The sequence below is a fragment of the Quatrionicoccus australiensis genome (genome assembly GCF_020510525.1).
GTDB lineage: Bacteria > Pseudomonadota > Gammaproteobacteria > Burkholderiales > Rhodocyclaceae > Azonexus > Azonexus australiensis_B.
Genome location: NZ_CP075188.1, coordinates 2,048,446 through 2,073,983, shown reverse-complemented (window position 1 = coordinate 2,073,983; position 25,538 = coordinate 2,048,446). Strand labels below are relative to the sequence as shown.

General features: G+C 57.7%; 20 protein-coding genes, 1 pseudogene and 1 other annotated feature. Of the genes and pseudogenes, 7 read left to right on the top strand and 14 right to left on the bottom strand.

Features of this window, described 5'->3' with window-relative positions; all coding sequences use genetic code 11:
• Positions 1-44: 44 nt before the first annotated feature.
• A complete protein-coding gene (locus tag KI612_RS09980) occupies positions 45-512 on the bottom strand; it encodes a hypothetical protein (RefSeq protein ID WP_226444070.1) in 468 nt (155 codons plus the stop codon).
• Positions 505-1,110: a hypothetical protein gene (locus KI612_RS09975; RefSeq protein WP_226444068.1), complete on the bottom strand. Its 606-nt coding sequence runs from the start codon at positions 1,108-1,110 to the stop codon at positions 505-507. The genes KI612_RS09980 and KI612_RS09975 overlap by 8 nt, the downstream gene beginning before the upstream one ends.
• Before the next feature lie 172 nt (positions 1,111-1,282).
• Between KI612_RS09975 and KI612_RS09970 the strand changes: the two genes are divergently transcribed.
• Positions 1,283-2,514 (top strand): IS3 family transposase gene (locus KI612_RS09970; RefSeq protein WP_226441047.1). Its coding sequence is split into 2 segments (ribosomal slippage): positions 1,283-1,571 and positions 1,571-2,514, totalling 1,233 coding nucleotides; the frame shifts between segments, so codons are not numbered across the junction.
• Positions 1,561-1,677 (top strand) — a sequence feature (AL1L pseudoknot). It overlaps the preceding gene by 117 nt.
• Here KI612_RS09970 and KI612_RS09965 read toward each other — a convergent pair.
• From KI612_RS09965 to KI612_RS09945, 5 genes are read right to left on the bottom strand one after another with little or no spacing between them, the layout of a single operon-like run.
• Positions 2,511-4,148: a hypothetical protein gene (locus KI612_RS09965; RefSeq protein ID WP_226444066.1), complete on the bottom strand. Its 1,638-nt coding sequence runs from the start codon at positions 4,146-4,148 to the stop codon at positions 2,511-2,513. The genes KI612_RS09970 and KI612_RS09965 overlap by 4 nt on opposite strands.
• Positions 4,141-5,673 (bottom strand): tyrosine-type recombinase/integrase, encoded by a 1,533-nt coding sequence (locus KI612_RS09960; protein WP_226444064.1) that lies wholly within the window; start codon positions 5,671-5,673, stop codon positions 4,141-4,143. Before KI612_RS09960 ends, KI612_RS09965 begins: the two co-directional genes overlap by 8 nt.
• Positions 5,673-6,167, bottom strand: coding sequence for a site-specific integrase (locus KI612_RS09955; RefSeq protein WP_226444063.1), 495 nt, complete (start codon positions 6,165-6,167; stop codon positions 5,673-5,675). The genes KI612_RS09960 and KI612_RS09955 overlap by 1 nt, the downstream gene beginning before the upstream one ends.
• The gene (locus KI612_RS09950; RefSeq protein WP_226440294.1) at positions 6,167-7,204 is read right to left on the bottom strand and encodes an IS630 family transposase; all 1,038 of its coding nucleotides are present in this window, start codon (positions 7,202-7,204) and stop codon (positions 6,167-6,169) included. The genes KI612_RS09955 and KI612_RS09950 overlap by 1 nt, the downstream gene beginning before the upstream one ends.
• A 23-nt stretch (positions 7,205-7,227) precedes the next feature.
• Positions 7,228-7,854 (bottom strand): hypothetical protein, encoded by a 627-nt coding sequence (locus KI612_RS09945; protein WP_226444061.1) that lies wholly within the window; start codon positions 7,852-7,854, stop codon positions 7,228-7,230.
• 345 nt (positions 7,855-8,199) lie between these two features.
• Between KI612_RS09945 and KI612_RS09940 the strand changes: the two genes are divergently transcribed.
• The 3 genes from KI612_RS09940 to KI612_RS09930 all read left to right on the top strand — a co-directional run bounded on the left by KI612_RS09940 (position 8,200) and on the right by KI612_RS09930 (position 13,358).
• The gene (locus KI612_RS09940; protein WP_226444059.1) at positions 8,200-9,627 is read left to right on the top strand and encodes an aminotransferase-like domain-containing protein; all 1,428 of its coding nucleotides are present in this window, start codon (positions 8,200-8,202) and stop codon (positions 9,625-9,627) included.
• Positions 9,628-9,708: 81 nt separating this feature from the next.
• Entirely contained in the window at positions 9,709-11,112 is a 1,404-nt protein-coding gene (ccoG, locus tag KI612_RS09935; RefSeq protein ID WP_226444057.1) for a cytochrome c oxidase accessory protein CcoG, read from the top strand.
• A 113-nt stretch (positions 11,113-11,225) separates the two neighbouring features.
• A complete protein-coding gene (locus tag KI612_RS09930; protein ID WP_226444055.1) occupies positions 11,226-13,358 on the top strand; it encodes a carboxy terminal-processing peptidase in 2,133 nt (710 codons plus the stop codon).
• Between the two features lie 16 nt (positions 13,359-13,374).
• Here the strand turns inward: KI612_RS09930 and dinB are convergent, their stop codons facing one another.
• Positions 13,375-14,523 (bottom strand): DNA polymerase IV, encoded by a 1,149-nt coding sequence (gene dinB, locus KI612_RS09925; protein WP_226444053.1) that lies wholly within the window; start codon positions 14,521-14,523, stop codon positions 13,375-13,377.
• Positions 14,524-14,697: 174 nt separating this feature from the next.
• On the opposite strand from dinB, the gene KI612_RS09920 reads away from it, so the two are divergent.
• Genes KI612_RS09920 through KI612_RS09910 form a run of 3 tightly spaced genes read left to right on the top strand, consistent with a single transcriptional unit; the run spans position 14,698 to position 16,727 of the window.
• The gene (locus tag KI612_RS09920) at positions 14,698-15,618 is read left to right on the top strand and encodes a ParB/RepB/Spo0J family partition protein (RefSeq protein WP_226444051.1); all 921 of its coding nucleotides are present in this window, start codon (positions 14,698-14,700) and stop codon (positions 15,616-15,618) included.
• A 19-nt stretch (positions 15,619-15,637) separates the two neighbouring features.
• Positions 15,638-16,138, top strand: a complete 501-nt coding sequence (locus KI612_RS09915; RefSeq protein WP_226444050.1) for a hypothetical protein — start codon at positions 15,638-15,640, stop codon at positions 16,136-16,138.
• Between the two features lie 52 nt (positions 16,139-16,190).
• Positions 16,191-16,727 carry a flavin reductase family protein gene (locus tag KI612_RS09910; protein ID WP_226444048.1) on the top strand — a complete coding sequence of 179 codons (537 nt, stop codon included), beginning with the start codon at positions 16,191-16,193 and terminating at the stop codon, positions 16,725-16,727.
• A 9-nt stretch (positions 16,728-16,736) separates the two neighbouring features.
• Here the strand turns inward: KI612_RS09910 and KI612_RS09905 are convergent.
• The 6 genes and pseudogenes from KI612_RS09905 to KI612_RS09880 all read right to left on the bottom strand — a co-directional run.
• Positions 16,737-17,321, bottom strand: a pseudogene (locus KI612_RS09905) (MsnO8 family LLM class oxidoreductase); the annotation flags it as partial.
• Positions 17,322-17,403: 82 nt separating this feature from the next.
• Positions 17,404-17,736 carry a hypothetical protein gene (locus tag KI612_RS09900; RefSeq protein ID WP_226444046.1) on the bottom strand — a complete coding sequence of 111 codons (333 nt, stop codon included), beginning with the start codon at positions 17,734-17,736 and terminating at the stop codon, positions 17,404-17,406.
• A gap of 75 nt (positions 17,737-17,811) precedes the next feature.
• Complete coding sequence (locus KI612_RS09895) at positions 17,812-20,814, bottom strand: Tn3 family transposase (RefSeq protein ID WP_226444044.1); 3,003 nt, start codon at positions 20,812-20,814, stop codon at positions 17,812-17,814.
• A gap of 6 nt (positions 20,815-20,820) precedes the next feature.
• Positions 20,821-22,104 carry a site-specific integrase gene (locus KI612_RS09890; protein WP_226444042.1) on the bottom strand — a complete coding sequence of 428 codons (1,284 nt, stop codon included), beginning with the start codon at positions 22,102-22,104 and terminating at the stop codon, positions 20,821-20,823.
• A 17-nt stretch (positions 22,105-22,121) separates the two neighbouring features.
• Positions 22,122-24,347: a S8 family peptidase gene (locus KI612_RS09885; protein ID WP_226444040.1), complete on the bottom strand. Its 2,226-nt coding sequence runs from the start codon at positions 24,345-24,347 to the stop codon at positions 22,122-22,124.
• Positions 24,348-25,520, bottom strand: a complete 1,173-nt coding sequence (locus KI612_RS09880) for an AAA family ATPase (protein WP_226444038.1) — start codon at positions 25,518-25,520, stop codon at positions 24,348-24,350.
• Positions 25,521-25,538: the final 18 nt, after the last annotated feature.

The window sequence follows — 25,538 nt, the reverse complement described above, 5'->3', positions numbered from 1 at the left end:
GGCGTTCAAACCCAATCATGTTTTTTGTAGTCAAGAAATTGCGCTCACTCAGTGAATGGAGTTTTCTTTGGCATGACTCCCATTTCGCTGAGCTGATCACGTACTCCCTTGAAATCTTCAAAGAACTTGGCCCATTTAGAAAAACCGCCAAGCTCACCAACTGCACGTAGCATGGCCACGTGTGATGCAGTTAACACCTCAATTTGATGCTCTAGCTCAGCAATCCGAATGTCTTTTTCAGCAAGATCCATCGCTGAACTTTCCTTGGAACGCTTTGCTAGCCTCTTTCGCCACCCTCGAAACTCTTCCTGCTTGTTTTGATAGAGGGCCAACATTTCAGAGCGGGCAGGGTTACGCGTAATAGAGGAGGCCGCACTTAATTTCGGATGAAGGCGAATTACACCGCGCGCGGTTATATCCTCATCCGCATCGAGCATTGTCTGCAAAACAGCTTCCATCTCAGAATCATAGGATTCAGATGGAGTAGGGGTATCAGCTACTTGATCAGTCATCAAATAAGCTCCGTTGTCGGTTTGATAGCGAAAGATCAGGCCCGTCAGGAAATACTCGTTCTCCTGTTGGTGAATCTAGAAGCTTGCGTACGGCGTCAAGACGGATCGTGGCATGGGAAATTTGGTTTTGGCGGCCGATCGATGTAGTTGGTCTTGCCTGCGCTTCGGAGAGTGCGGCTTTCAGTCGGCCTTCAAGGGTTTCTAAATGGCGACGATTTTCTGGAAGGTTGGTTGCCGTCAGATGGCAGCAACCAGCAAAGCATTCGAGATTTTTGGGGCAGGGATCAACAGTAAAGCTGTTGATGCAGTGTCCATAAGGCGTGGAATGGAATCCATCAGATTCCGCCTTGAGAAACTCAAAAGCCGCTTCATCCCCATCTTCGCGCTGAATGCGTTTGAATGAAGACACCATGGGGCCGGTTGCCCTACCTGACTTGATGAGTCGTGCCACAGTAGAGGCCTTGGAGCCAAGTGAGGCTTCGACTTCGGGGGGTAACTCAATGCTATCCAGTTCTTCAGCCAGACTACGATGATCGTATTCATAGCTCTGGGCAACACTACGGCGGTTAAAGCGTTTTGTGATGATCGTATCTGCCACTCCAAGTCTGAATAGCTCGGTGTTTTGAAGGTGACGCAGAGCATGGGAGCGTAGTACTAGCTTACGGTCCTCCGAGGTGGCACCGTAGCGAGCGAATAGACTTTCGCACTTGTCCTTCTCTTTGAATCGCCCCGGGAATTGAGGAGGCTCCATTTCTTGAGAGAATGGAGCCATGAGTAAGACGAACAAATATTCCCCGGAAGTCAGAGAGCGCGCCGTACGGTTGGTCCAGGAAGCACGCAAGGATCGACCTTCGCTATGGGCAGCGGTCGAGTCGATAGCGCCGATGATTGGCTGTTCAACGGTGACGCTGCACGAGTGGGTCAAGAAACACGAAGTCGATACCGGCGTACGTGATGGCATTCCGACCGCCGAGCGCGAGCGCATCAAGGCGCTGGAACGCGAAGTCAAGGAACTGCGGCAGGCCAACGAGATTCTGCGATTGGCCAGTGCGTTTTTCGCGCAGGCGGAGCTCGACCGCCTCAAGAAGAAGTGAGGGCCTTCATCGACCGGCACCGTGAGCGTTTCGGGGTCGAGCCGATCTGCACGTTGTTGCAGGTCGCCCCGTCCGCTTATTGGCGCCACGCCGCACGCCAGCGCGATCCCTCTTTGCTGAGTGCCAGGGCCCGCCGGGATGCCTTCCTGACTCCGCACATCCAGCGCGTCTGGCAGAGCAACTTTCAGGTGTATGGCGCCGACAAGGTTTGGCGGCAATTGCAGCGGGAAGGCATTCAGGTCGCGCGTTGCACCGTCGAGCGCCTGATGCGCTGGCTGGGTCTGCGCGGCGTGAGGCGCGGTAAGGTGGTACGAACCACCTTCGGTGACGCCGCGGCGTCGTGCCCGCTGGATCGGGTCAATCGACAGTTCAAGGCAGATCGGCCGAATCAGTTGTGGGTTTCCGATTTCACCTACGTTTCCACTTGGGCAGGATTTGTCTATGTCGCCTTCGTCATCGACGTGTTTGCCCGCCGTATCGTCGGTTGGCGGGTCAGTCGCTCAATGCGCACCGACTTTGTTCTAGATGCCCTGGAACAGGCGCTCTATGCTCGCCAACCAGAACGGGATGCCAGCTTGATCCATCATTCAGATCGCGGCTCGCAGTACGTTTCCATCCGCTACACCGAGCGACTGGCCGAGGCAGGTATCGAGCCCTCTGTCGGTAGCAAGGGCGACAGTTACGACAATGCCCTGGCCGAAACCATCAACGGTTTATACAAAGCGGAGCTAATCCATCGCCGGCCCCCCTGGAAAACGGTGGAATCCCTGGAACTCGCCACCCTCGAATGGGTGACCTGGTTCAACCATCAACGACTCCTTGAGCCCATCGGCTACATCCCACCCGCCGAGGCTGAGGATCGGTATTATCTGCAACTCACCGCGCAGGCTGAACACGCCTGCACTTAAACCACGGAGCCTCTACGAAACCCGGGGCGATTCACTTCTCCAAGAGCCACCCCTAGCATTGCAGTCTCAGGCATGCCAACGGAGCAGCAACGGGTGATGTCGGCTATTCCGTCGTTACGCCCTTCAGCTAAAGCCCGCTTGGGAGAAAGAAACAATAACTCCCAAGTCTGCAACTCGCCGTTATGGAGTTTAATCGGTTTCGTATCGGAGATTTTGGTTGGAATTGAGGCGATCAAGTAATCCTCAAGCTCTCCGATCTGTAGGTATACCTCTCCCCATGATTTCCGTTTTTCACAGTATTCAGTGCCTGACGCATGCCTGAGCTTCGGGGCGCCAACCTTTTTTGTAAGGCGATGAAAATATACATACATCGCCATATCGAGGCCGGAAGACTGACCGAGTGCTAGATATCTGGTGCTCTGAAAATGGTTTAACTCATCCAGCACAGCAGGCTCGAAGCCCGCCCGATAACGAGAAACAAAATCGTTGGCCACAGACTCTTCGATATTTAGCCAGAATGGGTTGCCTGTTAACCTAGTGTAAAGCTCGGTTGCGGGCACAAGGTTATGCCGGTCATACCAAGGTAAAAGCCGGCCGCTTTGAACTTGGAGGCGGAGAGTCTCTCGAAGAGGGGCGGTGATACGAAGAGCATCATCCAAAGTTTCGCTCAGGATTTCAGCAAACATTTCTGGAACTGGTTGCGCGGCCTCAAATAGCACAGTGCTATCTGATTGCTCTAGTTGTTGCTTTTCAGCAAAGTGGCGCAACATCAGCGCGCGCGAGTAGCCTCCCAACTCCCCAGCAGGCCTCCCCGATACGTCGTAATACTCCCGGTGCCGCTTCCAGTCGGCAGGTAACAGGACGGCCTCTCCTATGCGTAGGCCGCATATAACCATAGTCTTGAGAACAGAAAATCTCATTGCGTCAGCAAAAGACTGTGGGGGCTCAGTGAAGATAATCCGGATGAGTTCCCAGAACGCTCGTCTCTCGGGTAAACGCTCAGCCCGCTTTCGCTGTTCGAGGTCATCCAGTAACTGGTCTTTCGATTTAGCAGCCCTGGATGTTCTAATGTTGAGGCCAGTCAAACGAGAAGAAGAAAGGGCAGGGTAGAGTGGTGATGCTTCGGCCAGATGATTCGCATCTATAACGAAATTTATTGCCCCACGGATAAGGTCTGCTAGCTTCCCTGACGCTTGGAATTCCTGGGCCAGCGATATTGCCTCATGGATAACATCAATATTTAGCTGCCAAGGAGCTAAATCACCGGCACACGTAGCCAACACCTTCAAGGGGCGAACGACATTCTGAGATACATGTCCTGGGCTATTGCGCCGGTATAACAACTGATCGCAAGCCGCAGCCTTAAGAAGGTCGATCCAATGGCAACTTAGTGCCAGTTTTGGAAGTTGAGGAAGACCTTGTTCCTGACGTCTAGAATTGATGGCTCGGATTGTTTTTTCGTCGTATCCAAAGTCACGTAGATATATAGTTGGAGGTGACCCGCCAGCAGCTTCCGTGAGGTTCCAACCGATATCGGCACGACCCTCAGCATCAAGAAGCATCTCCCAAGCTAAGCCTTTCCTTTCAGCCAGCGCTTTTCCATGCCTGATATATTCCACAAAGGATTCATGCATTAGCCGGAGCCTCTAGCTCTGTAATAACTTGTTGAATGCTAAATATTGTTCGCTTGAGCTGCATAAAAGCAGGTGAATTGGTGTCGTGTCGCGAAACATCGGCGAAGAATTTTACGATTGAACGCATTTCTCCTAGGACGCGTTTGTGCAGAGTCACATCGATGACTGGCATGAACTTCTGACAGCTATAACAAGAGGTAATAGGATTGAACTGGCAGGCTAGCTGCCCACTCATACATCCACCGATACCCGAGATGGGAACTCCGTGTGGGACCCCCGCAATTTGCTGATCATCCTTGAGTTGAGCAAGCTCCTCAGGGTCAATGAATTTGGCATGGGCAATCTTGGCTACTTGTTGATATACAGGAGATATACCTAATGCTTTATTCACTCGTTCTGCTTGGTTAGGTGACGCGTTGTAATAAACAAGGCAAGTAGTTATGTCGGCGTGCCCCATAAATTCAGCCACTTCTTCTTGACTTGCCCCGGCATCAACAAGGCGTTGCGCTGCGCTGTGCCGAAGGTCTGTGGCAGATACATTGACTCCAGCAACCTGAGTAGCCACCTTCACTATTAACTGCGACATGGCTTGCGCTGAATTCACGCCTAGAAAGCGGTCGGCACCGCTGCGGCCAAAAGCACTAGCGCAACGATATTGTTCAGAAATAATTGGCGCCCATTCGTGTTTCACACGTCTAGTCAGCGGGTAGGCCGTCGACTTAGTGCGCTGCTTAATCATTTTGAAAGTTAAATGAACATACAAGGTGCCTGTGTCATCTTCCCGCCAAATGCGTACATCCCGCATAGTTAACGAAGCAATTTGGTATGGACGCATTGCGAATAGATACGAGCAGAGGAGGGCGCTGCCCTCAACTAAAGTCTGCTGATCGATGTTTTCCCCTGACAGGATTTTGGCAGCTAGATTGTCAAAATAGTGGACAATCTGAGCCTCCTCCTCGGTTGACAGGAATACATCCCCAGTGCGAACAGCCGCATATTTGTCGACTGAGGGCAAAGGTAGCCCTGCAATAAAACTTAGATAATCTGGAGACCCGTCATTTACGACGTTTGCGCAGAGCATTCGAAGCAATGATTTTAGCGATTCAAATACTTTTTTATAGTGCGCTTGAGATCTCTCCGTTGCCCACCATCGATTCATTTCCCCTGGTTTGACTGCAAGTAGATCCGAAATTGTTTTTTCTGGAAGTTTTGCAAACCAAGATATCTGAAAACAGATCGTGGACATTCTGTAATCATTAGCATTTAGGAAAACAAATAGCTGCTTTAACAAGGTGCCATACGCATATCCGAAGGCAGCAAAGTCTACGGATATCTTGCTACCCGAACACGAAACGACTATCTGATCAGCAGTTGAAAAATCTGGAATGCTTCTTAATTTGTCATCGAAGTCATCGTAGTATCTAATGATGGATGGCAGGCTCGGGAGCCGCGCTAGAATCTGCCGGAGGATTTGCCCCGAATTTGGTTGTTGGTCATCAGTAACTAGCTCGGCACTTGAGAACATCATTTCCCCTTAGGTATCGCGCGAAGAATCGCAACACGGTCATCCAAGAGGTTGGACCAGATACCCGCCAATCGATCTTCAAATACTGCACGGGCATATTTTCTAGGCATATCTGAATTTCTGGTCCATCCAAAGAATGTTCTGAGTTTTTGTAAGGCAACGTCCATTTCCGTACCAGAATCGAGTAACTGATTTAACCGAACCACAGCACACGTATGGCGTAGGTCATGCGCAGAAATTGATGTTTTTCCAGTTCGATCTTCAAGTTGTTTGATTACATTTTTTGGCAAAGCCGCAGACAATCTGTTGAAAAGAACAGATATGCCTTCCATCGACAAAGGGGTGCCTTTTGCCGAGTTCAGTAAAAATGGGTGACTCGCCTTGCCACGAAAGTTTTCGGTGTAGCTCTGAATAATATTCGCGGTTAGTTCGGATACAGGAACTTGGCGAATTGAGGCATGTGTCTTATTAACCCGGCAATCCAATAGGTTCATTACGCGGCATATTGGATTTTTCGGTGTCTAAAATAGGACATAACCCGTTTTGGGCGATTCTGTATTTTCATCATTGCACCTCGCACCTTTGATTCCAGTTCATCCCGATTCCTGGCAGGCTTTCCGCCATGAACCAAGGCCTTCAGGTCGCAATTCAGATACTCGTCCGGATTGAGTTCCGGGGCGTAGGCGGGCAAGAAGAACAACTCAATGTGCTCGGTATGTTTTTCCAACCAGTCCCGAACCTTGTTGCTGTGATGCACTCGCAGGTTGTCGAGAATCAAAAACACTTTGCGTCCAGCATCACGAACCAGGCGTGCAAGGAATCGAATCAGGACAGTGGCCGTCATCGTTTCCCGATAGAGCATGAAGCGCACTTTCCCCTGGTTGGTGACCGTGGAGATCATGTTCGTGGCAAACCGGCTGCCGGGCACCCTTTGAACAGGTGTTTTTCCCGCTGGCGCATAGCTCCGGCCATGTTGGCAATCGCTACGGATGCCCGTTTCGTCACCCCAGTGAATCTCCGCCCCTTCGTCCTTGGCGCGCCGGGCGATGCGTGGGTAACTCTCCTTGAGCCAAGCCTCCACCAATTCAGGTTTCTGCTCATAGGCCCGCTTCAACGGCTTCTGCGGTGTAAAACCCCAGCGCTTGAGATACTCACCGACCGTCCGAATCGGCATGTCGATCTTGAAACGACGATGGATCAACTCCTGAACTGCTGCCCGTGTCCAGAGCGCGAAGGAAAGCTTGAGTTGGTCAGGCATTTTCTCGCTGATCAACTGCTGCACTGCCCACTCCTGTTCCACGCTGAGTGTGCGTCGCTCACCAATCTCCGTGCCTCTTTTGCCGCCTTCTACCGCCGACTTGAGGCCTTCTGCCTGGTAGCGCGACCACCAATATTGGACCGTACGGGAATGTACTCCGACCGCTAATCCAATCTCGGCAAATTCGCGTCCGTTCATTCGCATGCGAAGCGCTATCTTGCGCTTCTCCTTTTGTTGCTCTGGCCTGAGCTTGCGGGCATCTTCTTTATCCATGCAAATATCATAACATAAACGCCCTATCTATTTGCCAGGTTAATAATGCTGGGGCGACTCGCACGAGTGTCATCATACTTGTCATTTTGATCAGCGACATTCAACCAGTATCGAATACGCCCTTGTTTAAGGTCGTCACCATTTTTGACCGCATTAACCGGCTGCAAGAGCAATTCGCCGCGGCGAAGTCCTTGGTGGAGTAATACGATAAAGATCACGAACATCATCCAGCGAGTTTTTTCTCGCTTGAAGGGATTTGTTGAAGATGTTGGGTCCAGCATCTCATAAAGTACCTCAACCACGTTTGCAGGTAAGGCGCGTAGGATCTCCTGTCGTTTGGAGCTTTGAACGTGTAATTGTTTGTAGAGACCGTTAAGGTGGCGGAGTTTTTTGGATGTTTCCGATAACGCTCCGTGAAGACCTCCGCGAGACTGCCAGGATAGGACACTGCTTACAAAGTCGTAGACCGTTCTCCATCTGGCTTCATCACTAGTCGTTCGCGTTGCTTTGTTACGTAGACTGATAAAGAACCCTTCAAGAATGCCAGCCACTTTATCTACGTTCTGAAAGCCAAGGGCATCGTCAAGTGCACCAAATCCAAGAAGCTCATCAGCAAAAAGATAAGCATCTTCAACATAGCGTAGTTTCATTAGACGGGTGTTGTGAGAGAGATGTCCTAACGATAGCGACGACCAAACGGTCGCCCAGTATCTTGGCAGACCATAGCTATCCACCAGAATTGATTCCCGGAGGCCAAGCGGGATTGAGTGTGAGAAGTGTGTCCTGAGCATGGGATGAACGTAGATTCAATGCAACAGTTATATATAAATTATAAACATGGTCTGTTGTTGCATTGTTTTTTACTTATATCCAGAAATAGCAACATCAGGATAAGTGCACTCAACGCGCATAATTTGTATTATGTAAAGTTGTAAATATTGGAGCCTCGGCCGATTGTGTGCAAGCCTCCTTCCCCGGGCTGCTAACATTCGCACATGAGTCGTTATCAAGACCTTGCCGCCGCCACCGAAAAACTGATTGCCGACGGCCTGCTCCGGCCCGGCGATCGTCTGCCTTCGATCCGTCAGGCCTGCCGCACGCACGCGCTGAGCCCGATCACCGTGAGCAGCGCCTACCAGGTGCTGGAAAGCCGCGGTCTGGTCGAAGCGCGCCCGAAGTCGGGCTATTTCGTGCGTGCCCGCTTTGGCCAGAACCTGCCCGAACCCGACATGACACAGCCCGGCAGCGATTCGACCGGACTGGAAGTCAGCGACTTCATTTTTCGCATCCTCGACAGCAGCAAGGACAGCGCCGTGCTGCCGCTCGGCTCCAGCTTTCCGTCGCCAGCGCTCTTTCCGCTCGCCAAGCTCGGGCGTTCCCTGGCTGCAGCAGCCCGCCATCTTGCACCGCAGGACACGCTGAACGATCTGCCGCCGGGCAATGCCGAACTGCGTCGCCTCCTCGCGCTGCGCTACCTGGCGCACGGCGCGAGCGTCGCACCGCAGGAAATCATCATCACCGCCGGCGCCATGGAAGGCCTCAATCTCTGCCTGCAGGCAGTGACCAGGCCGGGCGACCTGATCGCGGTCGAGTCGCCGACCTTCTACGCCGGTCTGCAGGCGGCCGAACGCTTGGGGCTCAAGGTTGTCGAGATCCCGACCCATCCGCGCGACGGCCTCAACCTGGAAGCGCTGGCCGATGTGCTGGCGCGGCATCCCGTCAAGGCCTGCCTGTGCATGCTCAATTTCTCGAATCCATCGGGCAGCCTGATGCCCGATGCGCGCAAGAAAGAGCTGATCGCCCTGCTCCGCCGGCACCAGGTACCGCTGATCGAGGACGACGTCTATGCCGAGCTGCATTTCGGCGCACAGCCGCCGCTGTGCAGCAAGGCACTCGATGCCGACGGACTGGTCATGCACGTCTCGTCCTTCGCCAAGTGCCTGGCGCCGGGCTATCGCATCGGCTGGGTCGCGGCCGGCCGCTACGTGGAACAGATCCGCCGCCAGAAGCTGACCAGCAGCCTGGCAACCAGCGTGCCGATCCAGATCGGGTTGGCCAATTACCTGAAACAGGGTGGCTACGACAAGCACCTGCGCCAGTTGCGGCTGTGTCTGGCAGCCCAGGCGGCGGCGATGATCGCCAGCGTCGAGCGGCATTTTCCGGCGGGCACCCGCATCGCCCGGCCGCAGGGCGGTTATTTCCTGTGGCTGGAACTGCCGGCCGGCGTCGATGCGCTGACCGTCCATCAGCAGGCCCTGGCCCACGGCATCAGTACGGCGCCGGGCCCGATCTTTTCCGCCAAGCGCGAATACGGCAATTTCCTGCGTCTCAATTTCGGGCACCCCGACAACGAGCGGCAAGAGGCCGCCATCGCCCTGCTCGGAAGCCTGGTCGGCGCTGCTGCGCAATCTGTGCCGATATAAAATCGATTATCCTGAATCTGTTCCTGTTTTTCCCGCGATGCTCTACTCCGGCTTTGCCATCGCCACCCGGGGAAACAGGAAATGGGCCAGCCCGTCAGTAAAATCCGCGCCGCCAAACTCGAACTCTACCGCAAGCAGGGAAAGATCCACGCCAAAGCCGTCAGCGGCCGTTTCAACAGCCTGCGCTGGCTTTGCGTCGGCCTCACCCAGATCATCTTCTACGGCGCCTGCTGGCTGAACTGGCCGGCCAACGGTCAACTGCGCCAGGCGGTGCATTTTGATATTGCACACGAAAAGCTCTACCTGTTCGGCCTCGTCCTCTGGCCACAGGATGCGCTGCTGCTCGCCCTCGTCCTGCTTATCGCGGCGACCGGGCTGTTCCTGACAACGGCGCTGGCCGGCCGCCTGTTCTGCGGCTTCCTCTGCCCGCAGACGGTCTATACCAGCATGTTCACGTGGATAGAGGCGCGCGTCGAGGGTGACCACCTGGCCCGCCTGCAACTCGATCGCGGCCCGCTCACTCTCAACAAGATCGTCCGCAAGACGCTCAAACACGTCCTCTGGGCAGCCCTGGCGGCATGGACGGCGATCACCTTCGTCGGTTATTTCACGCCGATCCGCGAACTGCTGCCGACCCTGGCCGACTGGCAGGTCGGTCCCTGGGAAGCTTTCTGGTTGATCTTCTACGCCGCCTTCACCTACGTCCAGGCCGGCCTGGCGCGCGAAGCGGTATGCCAGCACATGTGTCCGTATTCGCGCTTCCAGGGCGTCATGTTCGACCCGGCAACGCGCAGCGTCGCCTACGACAGCAAGCGCGGCGAACCGCGCAGCAGCCAGCGGCGAAGTTCTCCGGCCGGCGACTGCATCGACTGCGGCATTTGCGTCGAGGTTTGCCCGACCGGCATCGACATCCGCGACGGCCTGCAATACGCCTGCATCAACTGCGGCCTGTGCATCGACGCCTGCGACCAGGTGATGACGCGGATCGGTGCGCCGACCGGCCTGATCCGCTTCGCCTCGGAAAACGAACTCGCCGCCATGCCGCGCCAGGCCTGGTTCCGGCGTCCGCGCGTCATCGCCTATGCGGCGCTGCTGCTGGTTTTTGCCTTTTTGGGTGGGTGGACCGTCAGCCGCCATGCCGAGCTGCGCTTCGATGTGCTGCGCGACCGCGGCGTGCTCGCTCGCGAAACGGCCGACGGCCAGGTCGAGAACGCCTACACGCTGCAGGTCATGAACCTCACGGAAGAAGCGCAGGAGTTCGCGGTCGCCGTCGTCGGCGACGGCAAGCTGCAAATCGTCGGCCCCAATACGGTCAGCGCCGCACCGGGCAGCATCGCACCATTGCAAGTCACTGTTGCGGCCCCGGCCGGTGCCTTGCCGGCCGGCACGCATGCGCTCCGCTTTCATGTCTTCTCGCCGGCGCAACCGGCGCTGCACGCCGAGGAAGCAAGTACCTTCCGGATGCCGGAGGCGACTGGCAGGTAGTTACAGCCTTGGCGGACGGCCTTCACAGAAATAAACACTTGGTCACACTTGGCCCCTATTTCTGCCTGACGGCCTTCCTTATACTGCCTGGCATTATCTTTCCCGTCATCGCGATGAAAAAATCCATTAGCTGGCTGCTCCTCGCAGCAATCTCTTCCTCGGCCCTCGCGCTGGAACTGGCACCGCTACCGCAGCAGCCGGGTGCGGTAGCGGTCACCGCGGAACTGATTTCGCGCTTTCACTACCGGGAAAACCAGCTCGACGACACGCTGTCGGGGCAGATCTTCGACCATTACCTGAAGGCGCTGGATGGCGAAAAGTACTTTTTCGACCGCAACGACATCGAGCGCCTGGCGCCCCTGCGCACCCGCCTGGATGACGCCATCCGGAACCAGGATCTCGGACCGGCTTTCGGTATTTTCAATCTCTACGCCCAACGGGTGGTGGAGCGTTTTGGCTACGCCCGCAGCCTGCTCAAATCGGGCTTCGACTTCGGGCAGAACGAAAATCTGGTGTTGTCACGCGAGAAACTGGACTGGCCGGCCTCTGCGGCTGAAGCCGAGGACCAGTGGCGCAAGCGCGTAAAAAATGACTGGTTGCGTCTGAAGCTGGCCGGCAAGGACGACAAGGCGATAGTCGAGACTCTGGACAAGCGTTACGAGGCATCGATCAAGCGCATAGGCCGGCTGAAAAGCGAAGACGCTTTCCAGATCTTCATGAACGCCTACACCATGGCCGTTGAGCCCCACACCAACTATCTGGGGCCGAGCGCGACCGAAAACTTCGACATCTCGATGCGCCTGTCGCTGGTCGGCATCGGTGCCGTGCTGCAGGAACGCGACGAATACACGACCATCCGTGAATTGATGGCCGGCAGCCCGGCCGCCAGATCCGGCCAGCTCAAGGTTGGCGACCGTATCGTCGGCGTCGGCCAGGGCGCCAACGGCCCGCTGGTCGATGTCACCGGCTGGCGCCTCGACGACACCGTGCGGCTGATCCGCGGCGAAGCCGACAGCGTCGTCGTGCTCGATATCCTGCCAGCCGATGCCGGTGCAGCCGAAAAGCACAAGCTGGTGCCGCTGACCCGCAAGAAAATCAGTCTGGAAGAGCAGGCCGCAAAGAAATCGATCATTCCGGTCAGCGACGGTGGCATCACCCGGCGCATCGGCGTCATCGCCCTGCCCTCCTTCTACCAGGACTTTGAAGCCCGGCAGAAGGGCGAGCGCAATTTCAAAAGCGCGACCCGCGATGTCGAGCGCATCCTCGGCGAGCTGAAAAAGGAAAAGGTCGATAGCGTCCTGATCGACCTGCGCGGCAACGGCGGCGGCTCGCTGGTCGAGGCGGTTGAATTGACCGGCCTGTTCATCGATACCGGTCCCGTCGTCCAGCAGCGCAATGCCAAGGGTGAAATCAGCATCGCCAGGGATACCAAGGCCGGCAGCGCATGGGATGGGCCACTCGGCGTGCTGATCAATCGCGACTCGGCCTCCGCTTCGGAAATTTTTGCAGCGGCCATCCAGGATTACCGGCGCGGCCTGATCATCGGCGAGCCCAGCTTTGGCAAGGGCACGGTACAGACCATGATCGACCTTGACCGGCTGGCCCGGCAGGACAAGCCGCTGTACGGCGAACTGAAAATGACCATCGCGCAGTTTTTCCGCATCGATGGCGGTACCACGCAATTGCGGGGTGTCACGCCGGACATCGCTTTCCCGCTGGCCGACGAGGCCGACAACCAGGGTGAAGCAGCCTTCGACAATGCTCTCCCCTGGGTCCGCATTGCGCCCGTCCCCTACACCGCGCAGGGCGATCTGAGCAACGAACTGGAAGCGCTGCGCAGCCGCCACGCCGGTCGTATCAAGGAAGACCGCGAGTTTGTCGCGCTGCAGGAAGATGTCGCGGAAATCGCGCGGCAACGCAAAAGCAACGTGATTTCACTGAACGAAACGGAACGCCGACAGTTGCGCGACGCCCAGGAAGCAAGAGCGGCAAGGCTGGATGTGCAAAACGCAGCGGCCAAGGCGCAAGGCAAGCGTGCCGCCCGCAAGCCTAATGCTTTCAGCGATGATGGCCTGCAAGCCGATGAACGCCCGCTCAGTCTGGATCTTGCCGAGTCGGACGAGCGCAAGAAGGCGCCTGATCCCTTGCTGAACGAGGCGGCGCGCATCCTCGGCGACGAAGTCAGCTTGCGCACGTCGGCCGACTGGCTGGCGGAAAAATCCGGCAAGACAGCGCAGGTGCACTAAACGCAGACAGGGCCGGCTACCAGGGCAACTCGGCCTGAATGGCTGCCCCAGGCGCAGCTGCCTGCGCAAGGGGTACCAGGCCGCTGACCCGCACGCCGAGCAGCCGGATCTTCTGCTCCAGCGGCACACGCTTCAGGCATTCGCCGGCGGCCTTGCGGATTTCCGGGCCGCTGCTGATCGCCACCGGCAGGCTCAGGTCGCGCGTCACGGCGTGAAAATCGGCATAGCGCAGCTTGATGCCTATGGTCCGGCCGGCGTAGCCCTTGCGTTGCAGATCGTCGGCGACGCGCATGCACAAGGCAGTAAAAATCTCTGACAGCGCCGCCCGGTCCTGCCGCGCATGCAAATCCCGCTCGAAGGTGCTTTCCCGGCTGATCGATTTTGGCTCCGACTCGGTGACCACAGGCCGTTCGTCGATCCCGTGCGCCGCGCGATGCAGCCAGGCGCCGGTGCGCTCACCGAACTTTTCGACCAGGAAGTCGACCGGCACCGCTGCCAGTTCGCCGATCGTGTTAATGCCCAGCCGGGCCAGGCGCTCGCTTGCCTTGGGACCGATGCCGTTGATTTTTCTCGCCGGCAGCGGCCAGATCCGGCTCACCACCTCCTCCTCGCCAAGGATGGTGATGCCGTCCGGCTTGTCGAGATCGGAGCAGATTTTTGCCAACAGCTTGTTCGGTGTGATGCCGATCGAACAGGTCAGGCCGGTAGCGTTGAACACCGCCTGCTTGATGCGCCGCGCCAATGGTGCGCTGGCTTCCGGGATGTCGCTCAGGTCGAGGTAGATCTCGTCGATGCCCCGGTCCTCGATTTTCGGCGCAATGCTCGCCACCGCTGCCTTGAAGCGCCGCGAATAATCGCGATAGGCATCGAAATTGGCCGGGAGCAGGATCGCATCCGGGGCAAGCTGCGCCGATTTCATCAGTCCCATGCCGGAAAAGACGCCGAGTGCGCGCGCCTCGTAGGTCGAGGTGGTGATCACGCCGCGACCGACGTAATCGCCAAGACGGGAAAAGCGCTTGCTGCCGTCGGGCTGTTCGACCGGCTGATGCACGTTGCGCCCGCCAACCACCACCGCCTGGCCGCGCAATTCCGGATAGCGCAGCATTTCGACCGAAGCGAAGAAGGCATCCATGTCGAGGTGAGCGATACGTCGGGTACTGTTCATATGTACAGTATAGCGAGGTTCCGGCTGCGAGCCGCAGCCGGCGCGTTCCGCCAACCCTGCCCGATTGCAATTAACAGTTGAAATGCCCGGCAAAAAGGTCGAACATGCTGCCCCTTTCGCCCGTCGTCGGCCATCCGCCGCCGCTGGGCACAGCATTCAGGACAGGTACCGGCCGTGGCTTTCAAAGACAACTCTGCAGAATTCAAGCTGATCGACATTGCTCTGATCGAACCTGATCCGGCGCACCCGCGCCGGCATTGCGACGAGGTCGGTCTCAAGGGCCTGGCCAACTCGATCCAGAGCAAGGGCCTGATCCATCCGGTGCTGGTCCGCCCTGCCGACGCCGCCGGGCGCTATCGCCTGATCGTCGGCGAACGGCGCTGGCGGGCGGCGCAACTGGCCGGCGAGACGCAGCTGCCGGCCCTGGTGCGCGCCTGCGACGGCGACGAAGCGCTGGAAATCCAGGTCTTCGAGAATCTCGGTCTGGGGCTGCGTGCACCGCTCGAGCCGCGTGAAATGGCCGGCGCCATCCAGACCATCGCCGAGCGCTTCGAGAGCCGCGAGGCGGCGGCCGAACATTTCGGCCGCAACCCGACCTGGCTCAACCAGGCGACCGCCGCCGCCAACCTGTCGCCTAAAGTGACCGCCCTGCTCGATTCCGGCAAGATCGCCAGCACCAGCACGGCAATCCAGCTCGAACGACTGGCGCAGAAGAACGTCGCCAAGGCCGACACCCTGATCGATCAGGTCGAACAATTGCCGGAAGGTGAAAAACTCTCGAAAACGGTAGTCGACCGTGCGCTGAGCGAAGAAGGCCTGCGCCGCGGCAAGAAGAAGCCGGTTGTGGAAGAAGCCGAAGCGCCCGTCGTGACGACGCCGGCCTGGGAAACGCCGGCTACCCCCGCCACAGCTCCGGTCGCCGCACCGGTAGAAGTCGCAACGCCAGCGGCCGCCGTCGGCCGTCGGGTCCATCCTTCCAAGATCCGTCTGGTCGCCGAAATTCTCGGCCTCGCCGATGGCGACGAGGAAGAAGTCCTCTCCCGCCTGGTCGACGAATTCCTGGCCATGCAGGGCGACGCCGGTCCGGCCGCCTGAAGCGCAGAGAAAGCCCGCCATGAACGCAGACAGCCACAACGACATCGCCGACGACGCAGACAGTGCCATTTTCGAGGCGCTGCTCTGGCGCAACAAGGGCTGGACGGCACGCGTCATCAAGAACGAGGACGACGAAGGCTGGGCGGTCGCGATGATCAAGGATGGCGAATCGGAACCGGCTCTGGTCGGCCCGTGGACCATGGGCCGCGACAAGAAAAACCCGAAGCCGCTCGACGCCAATGCCTTCGCGACCCTGGTCAAAACCGCCTCGGAAGTCCTGCGCCGGCATGAACACCACCTGCACGCGCTGTATCACCAGAAAATCACGGTGACGACGGAAGCCGGGCCGGTCAGCGTCACGCTCGACATCGTGCCCGACGAAGACGACCCCTATGCCGTGCTGGCGGCGTACGATATTGCCGGTGAGCAACTCGCCGAACAAAAGGTCGAGGCCAATTTCAAGCTCAGTATGAAGAGCGCCAGCGCCTGGATTGCCAGCGAGTTCCGGCGCCCCGGCTAGATCCCCGACCGGCGGCGCCACCAGCCTGTGTTGTGCAGCAAAGGAGTCCGCCATGTCACGCCAGCCCTACCCTCTTGACCTGGTCTATGCCCTGCTCGAACCCGGTCCCGTGCTGTTGCTGACCACTGCGCAGCATGGCAAGGCGAATGTGATGAGCCTATCCTGGCAGACGCCGCTCGAATTTGAGCCGCCCCTGGTCGGTTGCGTGGTCAGTACCGGCGATTTCAGTTTCAAGGCCTTGCAGGCGACGCGCCAGTGCGTGCTCAACATTCCCAGCGTCGCCCTGGCCGGCGCCGTCGTCACCTGCGGCAATGTCTCGGGCGAAGATGCCGACAAGTTTGCGTTGAGCGGCCTGACTGCGCTGCCCGCCAGCCAGGTCGAGGCGCCGTTGATTGCCGAGTGCTTTGCCAATCTCGAATGCCGCGTCGTCGATACGCGGCTGGTCAATCGCTACAACTTCTTCGTGCTCGAAGTCGTCGCCGCCTGGCACAAGCCGGCCGAAAAGGAGCGCCGCACCCTGCACCACCAGGGCAACGGGATGTTCATGATCGCCGGCGAGAGCATCCGCTCCGCCTCGAAGATGAAGTAAAAACCGGCTTCAGATGGCGTTCACCGCCTCGGCGACGAGGCTGAGCGAACGCAGGCGCAGGGCCGGATCGAAGATATCGCAGACCAGCATCATTTCGTCGGCCGCCGTCGCCTGCTGCAGTTCGCGCAGACCGGCCGCGACCTTGTCCGGCCCGCCGACCACGCCGGCGCCGAGAAAGCCTTCGATGCCGGCGAGTTCCTGGCGCGACAGGCCGGCCAGATAGTTTTCCTGCGGTGGCGGCAGGCAGCGCCGGTCGCCGCGCAGGATGCCGAGCACACGCTGGTAGGTGCTGCTGGCCAGAAACTCGGCTTCGTCATCGCTTGGCGCGGCAATCACCGGCACGCCGATCATCACGTAGGGTTGAGCCAGTTTTTCCGACGGGCGGAAATTGCGCCGGTAGATGTCGATGGCCTGCAACAGCATGGCCGGCGCGAAATGCGAGGCAAACGCGTAAGGCAGGCCGCGCTCGGCCGCCAGGCGGGCCGAGAACAGGCTGGAGCCGAGCAGCCAGATCGGCACCTCGGTGCCGTTGCCGGGTACGGCGATGACTTGCTGAGGGTCGGCCGGGAATCGTGCGAAACCCTCGAAAAAATCGCTTAGTTTGTTGTTCTGAAAAGAAAATTAGATTGGTTGAAGTAAGGCCGTTTTTAACCAGCCTGCCCTTATTGATTGAGGCTTATGCTGCGCACGTCAGAGCCTTGTTTGCGCTGACAAAAACGCTATCGGGCTTGGATTTGTACTCGGCACTTGGTGCTCCGTTGTGTGTTTTGCACATTGGAGTAATGAAGTTGAGTTTTCGCAGCGATTCGTCCTTCATATTCGGCAAAATGACATGCGCTCCTACCTCCGCTTGGGACTCACACCCCTGCACGTGGCATTTTGGCGTTGCGGAAACCTTGGCAAACTTTTTCCAGTGGCCAAGCCAGGAACCGCAACTACAATCCTTGTCTGAGGTTCCATTCAGATTTTTCATCGTGATCGAACCACTGCCGGTCAGTGTCTTGCTCATGAACATCTCCCTAAAGTGACCACGCACGCGCATGGCAATCCATGATATTGGGATTCCCTCTGAGAAATTCAATAGTCATTGATCTTGACTTGTTGATTCGGCCTCCAAAATTCGGAATCCCTCATCCAATGTCTCGATCTTGCGTCGGAAATCCAGCACGTAATCGCCGAAACGATTGATATGCTCCAGCCGGTATGGTGCTAGTCCAGCCAAGACTTCCTGGTTGATCACAGCCCCGTCGGCCTGGAGTTGCTTCAGCACCCGGCTCATTCCCACCACGTTGTGCAAGATCACCAGGTTGGCAACAAGATGGTTGTATTTGATAATTTTGCGCTGTTCATGGCGCAAGTTTTCGGCAATCACCCCCTCTCCGCCGAAGAACAGCTTTTTCTCGAAACCATTGAATTGCTCTGACTTATTGGTTTCCGCGTGGATGAGCCGGCGAAGTTCGACGTCGCCAACGTATTTCAGCAAGAACATGGTTCGGATTACTTTGCCGAGTTCCTTGAAGGCGAAATACAGCTTGTTCTTTCGACTGTAAGTCCCCAAGCGACGCAGGATGGCCGAGGCAGAAATTTTCCCGAGCTTGATGGATACCGCCACGCGCAGCATGTCTGGCAAATGAGTCTCGATCATCTGCCAGTTGATGTCGTCGCTGAAAAGCCGATCAATATGGGTAAATTTCTTGTTGCTGTCGGGCCGATGGAACACGAGATCCTTGATGCCACGGATGCGCGGCATCAGTTTGATGCCCAAGAGGTGGGAAAGCGCAAACACCGTGTAGCTCTGAGCTTGGGTGTCACCATGGATGGTGTCCGGCCGGATATCCGATGTATTGGTCATCAACCCGTCGAGGATGTGGGTGCCCTCGTAGGTGCCGCAGGAAATGAAGTGGCTGAACAGCGCGATGAATTTGTCGGAGACATGGTAGTAGCCGATACCGCCATAGCCGCCGTAGCGGATATGATGTTCGGAAATCAGGTTCTGCTCGTAGAGGTTCCATTTTGTGCCGTCGGCCGAGGCATGCTTGCCCGATCCCCAGTAGCCAGGCAATTCGAACTTGTTGTAGGCATTGATGACCTTGACGATGGCTTTTTCCAGCACCTCTTCTGTCACGTACTTGATGTTGAGCCAGGCGATTTGCTTGCGGCTCATGCCCCGAATTGAGCGCGCCGTCTGGGTCGGCCCGAGGTTACAACCATAACAGAACAAGGTGCTGATCACTCGTGGCCGCAATTCCTCGATTCGGCTTTCGGTTCCCATCAACGGCCTAAACAACTTGTGCAATTGCAGCCAGCGCTCAGTGTCGATCAGTACGTCGACGATACTGATATTCTCCATGTGCTCGGTGATCAGCTGGTCGATCGCCCTGATGCCGGGCAGCGGTTCGCTGGCTGGCGGTTTCTTCAGGATCAGCCTGTCATCGACGATTTCGGCATAGGCATTTTCAGGAAATTCGGCATCGACCGTCTCAGCCGTCTCCAGCAATGCGGCCTTCAAGGACTCGGTAAAGGCCCTAGAATCCGTTTCGACACCGGTGACCTCGCCATACTGCGCCAGTTCGCGACTCAGGGTGTCGTCGTCAACCAGTTGCTCTCGGTAGTCGTCGTAACGTTCTCCGTACTGGATAAACAGATCTCCCGATTTCAGTTCATCGCGGATCGCATACAGGACCGCCAGTTCGAAGTAACGGCGGTTGATGGCAACGACCTGGCCGTCGGCGCGTTCGGAAATGACCAGTTTTCGCCAGGCCGTGGAGAGCCACTGAAAATCCTCCTCGGCATTCAACCCAACCAATGACAGCGGCACGACCTCATGCCGGGTGCCACGCAGCGCCTGCAACGCTTTCATCATCCGGATCAGGGTATCGTCTTCACTGGTACTCTGCGGATTGACGATTTCGATACAGTTCAGCAACTGAGCTCGAACCATCTTGTAGGGCTGGATTAGGAACGGCAGATGATTACGTCCGGCGTAGGCCATGTGCTCATCGCAGATGGCCACAAGGTCATCGACATCAGCAATTAGGCTGCCGCCGATGGCCTCCACCCGTTGATGATCCGAGCCGTCAATTCGATAGGCCAGCAACATCTCTTTTAACTGGCTGATCAGACGATCGGTTCGTTGCAGGTGTTCCTGTTGGTATTCGCCCAACTTGTTGCGCGCCTGATTGTCGAGGTTCTGGAGCATGCGGACAAACAGATCGGCCGCATCGTCGAGCGTCTGGGCAAATTGCGAGCGGATGTAAATGACCGCCAGCGCATAGCGCTTCTGGGGCTTCAGTTCCGCCATTTCCGCCGCATCCAACGAACGGGCGATATAGCGGTACTGCTTGAGTTTCGGAACGGGAATGTCGGGGATGGGTAGTTGGTCGACCAGCAACTGGAGCCTGCGGATATGCTGGAGATAGGAGCGGGTTTCCTTGTTGGTTGGCTTTTTTGGTTCGCGCTTGAGCAGGTTCCAAGTGCTGCTGGTCTCGCCCGACTTGATCTTGAACAGGTTGTCGATCAAGGCTTTCACCTTGGCATCAAGTTGGTCGGCGATGCTCGCAAAATGGACATCGTGGACCTTTTCCCGGGCCTGGATGCCCAACCGATCGAGCGTGGAGAAACCGGGCAACTCATAGCGATGATGTACCAGTTCTTCAAGCATCACATTGATGATGTCGGCCACCACATGCCGGCTATCTGCGGCGGTTTCTGCAACATGCCGCAACCAGGCACGCCCCTGATTGTCCAACGGCCGAACATTTAGGTAGCGTCGCAACGCAGCAATCAATGTGGTGCGCGTCGTCGTTCGGTCGAACTGCCGAAGTTCATCGGCCCTCGGTGGCCGATACCCCGTTTGGGCCACAATGTGTTGGCGAATCACCGACGGGACATCCCTGATGTGGACGAAGTACCCAAGGCGCTGAAATAGCTTCAGGTAGATGAATGCAGCCGAGCGAGCAATGGGACGCTTTACGGTCTTGTCGATGAACGCGATTTCCTCGGGCGTCAGGGTATAAATCTCGTCGAGATCCTGTGCCGATGGGTCCGCTTTCAGGCGGGGATACGCGGTCTCGTGAAGCTGGGTCATGCGAGATCAATCCCAATGCCTACCGGTGGCCGGGTCACGGCAGATCGCCTCCAGGAAGCACTCACGGGCATCGGCAATACGATGGAGTTCGTCGAGCAGTGCATAGAGATGGTCGTCCAGGATATTGCTTGAAGGTGTTGGAACGGAAATCCGGTATCGACGGCCATCCTCATCCAGCGGTTGGGCCTGAAATCGGGCAAGGCAGGTACTTGCCATATCCCGCAAGGCGTTGGCGACACCGCGCCGACCACCGTTGAAGGCAGATAGGTCGATGGAAACCTCGATCGTTGTATGGGCGACCTCAGGCAGGCTGGGTAGTTGCGGTGTCGAGGCTAGTGCCGTTTCCGGCAACATCCGATTCAGGCCCTGCTCGAAACGCGCCTTCTGATCGATGCTGACCCCATCCAGATAGCGCATAGCAGTCTTCACGTCACGCCAGCCCACGTAATTCATCAACTCCCGGAGATCCCAGCCGCTCATGCCCGCCCACTGGGCGAACCCACGGCGCAGTGAGTGACTGCTGAAGGCTTCTGCATCAGCTACGCCGGCCTGGCTCAGCAACTTTCGTAGCATGGGAATGATGCTGCTCGGGGTCAGTTCGGCCTCGGACAGATGCCCCCAACGGTCAATCTTGCGGAATAGCGGTCCCGCCTTCAGTTTGGACAAGGTCAACCAGTCTTCGACTGCCTCGACCGGGCACAGCCGGGACAGCGCCGGGCAGGCGTAGCTTCGGCCTTCCAGGTTGCGATCCCCCTTGCTGCGGGGCAAGAAACAGGTCAGCCCCTCGCCGGGCTTGATCTCGATGAATTCGATGCGTAGGTTAGCCAGTTCGTCGGAACGGAACCCGCGCCAGAAACCGAGGAGAACCAGGGCTCGATCACGGGTATGTCGCAGGGCGCTGGCCGAATCCCCCCGGCTAACCGCTGCGGCCGTGGCCGATGTCAGCCAGTCGGCAACACCGCACAGGATTTCCAACTCCAGCGGCTTGGCCCGCTTTTCCTGGGCCGGATGTAGGGTCCGGATACCTTTCAACAATTGCCGTATCTTCGGGGCTTTCGTGGGGTCCGGAAAACCATGATCCTGGTGCCAGCGCGACAGCGCGGCGAGGCGGTGCTTGAGGGTGTTCAGCGACAAGGATTCGGCGTACGCAGCCAGGTAGCGGGAAATCGAATCGATGGTTGCCGGCAACAAGCCTCCCCACTCGATCTCGAAGTGCTGGATGGCTGACGCATAGCTGCGTCGGGTGTTGGCCCGTTCAGCGGCATCAAGATAGAGATCGACCTGGCTCATCGCATTTCTAGCTGGATTCAGGTTCGTGTGCGCAGCGGCAGCGAGACTTGCGGTTCCAGCGCTTGGAGCACGGCGTGGGCCTTGAGTATGTCCTGATGTAACTGCGCATGCTTCGGGGCGTGTACGGTAACCACCAAGGCGTAGCGGATGGCAGGTGCCCCTGACGAAGCTTGGCCCCCAGCCTCGCGAGCGTTGTAATGCACGTCGAACACGGGTTCAAGCAGGCTGCTACCGTAGTAACTGTGCTCAGCGTGCAGCACCGTTTCCCACTTGCCCAGATCGGCCCGCAGTTCGGCCTCGGTCCGAAAGTCGGCCGATGGGAAAAAACTGACCGACGACGCATTGGTGGCGCCAGCCTTGCGCTTGCTGCTGTTGGGTCGGAAGGTAATGCCGAGGCCGGCTTTCGTGTAGGCGCCGGCATCCTGAGGGTCGACCGGGCTGGCATAACAGAAAGTTGCCCGTAAACGCACCTTCCCCTCTAGCTGAAAAGCAGGCAAAGGAATCGGTGCGCGCAGGAATTTTCCAGGGCGTAGCTCACCCTGATAGATGATTCGAGCCTCTCCGTCGCCGCAGGTGATCAGGCGGTTGATATCCGATGGGACACGTCCCCAGCCGACATGATGAACATCGTGCTCTTCATTGCTTTCGCAGCCATGGACCAACAGCGTCTTGATGGTCAACGGATGTACAGGATCGCCCAGAATGGCCCGGATACCAACTGCCGAGCGCAGCGCGAGCGGTGCCGCGAAGCTGGTTCCCAGCGTGGCGGCCAGGTTCGGTCGGCTGCCAGAGGCTGCTACGTGAAAATACTCCTTGGGCGCTCCGCCAAACGCCACCACATCGGGTTTCCGTCTTCCCGGGCTACGACCGGGACCGGTCGCGCTGTAAGCGGCGCGTTTCCAATCCGCGCCGCTTCGGTCGGCAGCGCCCACGGACAAAGCATTCACGCTATCAGAAGGCACCTGGATACGATTAAGGCCAAGTGCTGCATCGCGCTCACCGTTGTTACCGACTGCGACGGTCATCAGGGTTTCACCATCGCTCAAAATGCTGTCGATCACCGCCGTCCAGGCGTGAACATCCTGGTCCTCGACCGGCAGGTCCGGACCCAGGCTGAGGTTGATGAACTGGTATTGACGGGAGAGCAGTACGGTTTCGACGTGGCCGAGCGTGCGATACAACTCGTAGGGATCTTCCCCATCGATCTTGGCATCCAGCACGCGATGATGGTCAACCGGCGCGTAGGGGCGTTCTGCCGCTGCTTCCGGCTCAATTGGCCCAAACAGCAAAGCCGAGGTAACGCCGAGTCCATGCTCGGTGAAGTCGGGTACGTCGCTTGCCTCCTCGTCGGCCAGGAAATAGCGGCGGACATAGCCATCGAGGATGTGCTCCGCCGGTAGGCCGCCATCCAAGACAGCGACCTTGGGTTCGCGAGAAAGTGGCTCGCCGCTTGGCAACGAGAATGACACCGCCAGCGGCATGCTGCGGGTGACCGGACGTGCCGCCCGCAAGTGCGGCATCGGCCGGACGACACGGGTCAGGGTGAACTGGGCCAGTTTTTCCAGGCCGGCGGCATCCCCCTCGACCGCAACGAAGAGCAGGCGGCCCGCTTCAAATTCGAATTCGCCATTGACCCTGAAGCCGCAATCCTTAGCGTAGTCAGCGAACATGGCGCGAACATCCGAGGCGTCGCCCTCGGGGGGGAAATGCAGGCCGACCTCGAAAACGTGACCAATATTAGCCCCCTCAAGATGCAGACGATCAGATGGGGTCATGGCGGCAAAGGTCTCTATGCGTGCAAACTGCTCGGCGACTGGCATCTGTTCGTTCAGGTTTCGGGCGAAAGCTGAGAAGCTTCCCAGTGCCGCCCGCGTGCCAGCCACGAAAAGTTCCGTGGTTTCTGCTTCCGGCGGCGCCTTCTTCTGAGTTTGGCGGCGCGGCTGGATACGGCGGGTCCGCGACCCGACCGAGGCGAGGCCGACCTGATCGAGCAGCAGCTTCGGGAAAAATGACTTGGCCAGGTAGGCCGGGTGCAATATCAGACGGGCCACCGCTAAATCATCGGCACAGGCCTTCGCTGGTAATTCTTTGAAAACGCTATTAGCTAACTCGATCTCTGGCACGATGATGCGCTTGGCCTCGCCGAGCGTATAGGGGTGAGCCTTGTCGCCAACCTTCTTCTTGGGTGCTTCGATGGGATAGGTCAGCAATTCGGCACGGCCGATCAGGTATCGCGTAGTCACTTATTTGAGCCCCCTACCTTTGCGGGGTGATGGTCCCGCGTGTTTGCGAATGGTGTCGCGAGCGACCCCCGTCATTTGACTGATCTGCATGTGCGTATGCTGGCCCGCCTTGGCCAGTTCGATTGCGAGATTGAGGCGTTCTGCCTTGCTCAAGGCTTCCTGACGCTGGCCCAGTGCCGAGCCGATTAGTTGTTCTAACGGTGCTGTCTGCAAGACATGGCCACGACGCAAGGCGTTGATGCTGCGTTCGACATCCGACAGCGACTGCCCCTGTAGGCCGGCGGCTAGCACATCGATCCAGGACTCAAACAGTTTCAGGTCGTCGCCAAGGAATCGCTGGATGGCAACCGCAATCGCCGAGGCATCCGGTGCGTCGAACTTGAGAACCATATCAAAACGTCGCCACAGCGCAGGATCGACCAGTTCCGGATGATTGGTGGCAGCCAGCAGTAATCCGCTGTCCGGCCACTGGTCGACTTCCTGCAGCATGACGGTGACCAGGCGCTTCAGTTCGCCGATATCGGATTCATCGCTTCGCCGTTTGGCAATGGCGTCGATCTCATCAAGCAGCAGGACGGCGGCGTGCTTCTTGGCATGGTCCAGGGCGGCACGCAGATTGTTGCCAGTCTTGCCAAGCAGGCTGCTCATGACCGCCGTCAGGTCAAGCACCCATAGGGGCTTGCCCAAGGCGCTGGCGATCCAGCGGGCCGAGAGTGTTTTGCCGACCCCGGGTGGCCCAACCAAAATGGCTGAACGGGTCGGGCTGATACCGCGAGCAGCCAGCCGTTCGCGTTCCTGGCGTTCGCGAATGATGGCGCCGATGGCGTCATGAACGCCGCCGGGAAGAATCGGCGGAGCCAACCCGACTCGATCATCGAAGACGCGAATCAGTGCTAGGCGGGAGTCGCCATCAACTGGTAATGCCACTTCGCCAGCTTCAACCACTGGTGTGCCTCGACGCAGGATTGAATTACCTGCTGATCGGGTCTGGGATGCTTTCAGAGATTGATCAAGACGTGCTGCCAGTTCGGGGCGCTGCTGACGATACTTGCGTACGAGGCGCGCTAGCAGCAGGCGTGTATCTTCATGTGCCTCTGAAGCAGCGAGTCGAGCTAAATTGGCGAAATCATCCTCTATGTTTTCTATCTCGCCTGAAATTCTTTTTTTTTCCACAAAATAGCCTTTTAAAGA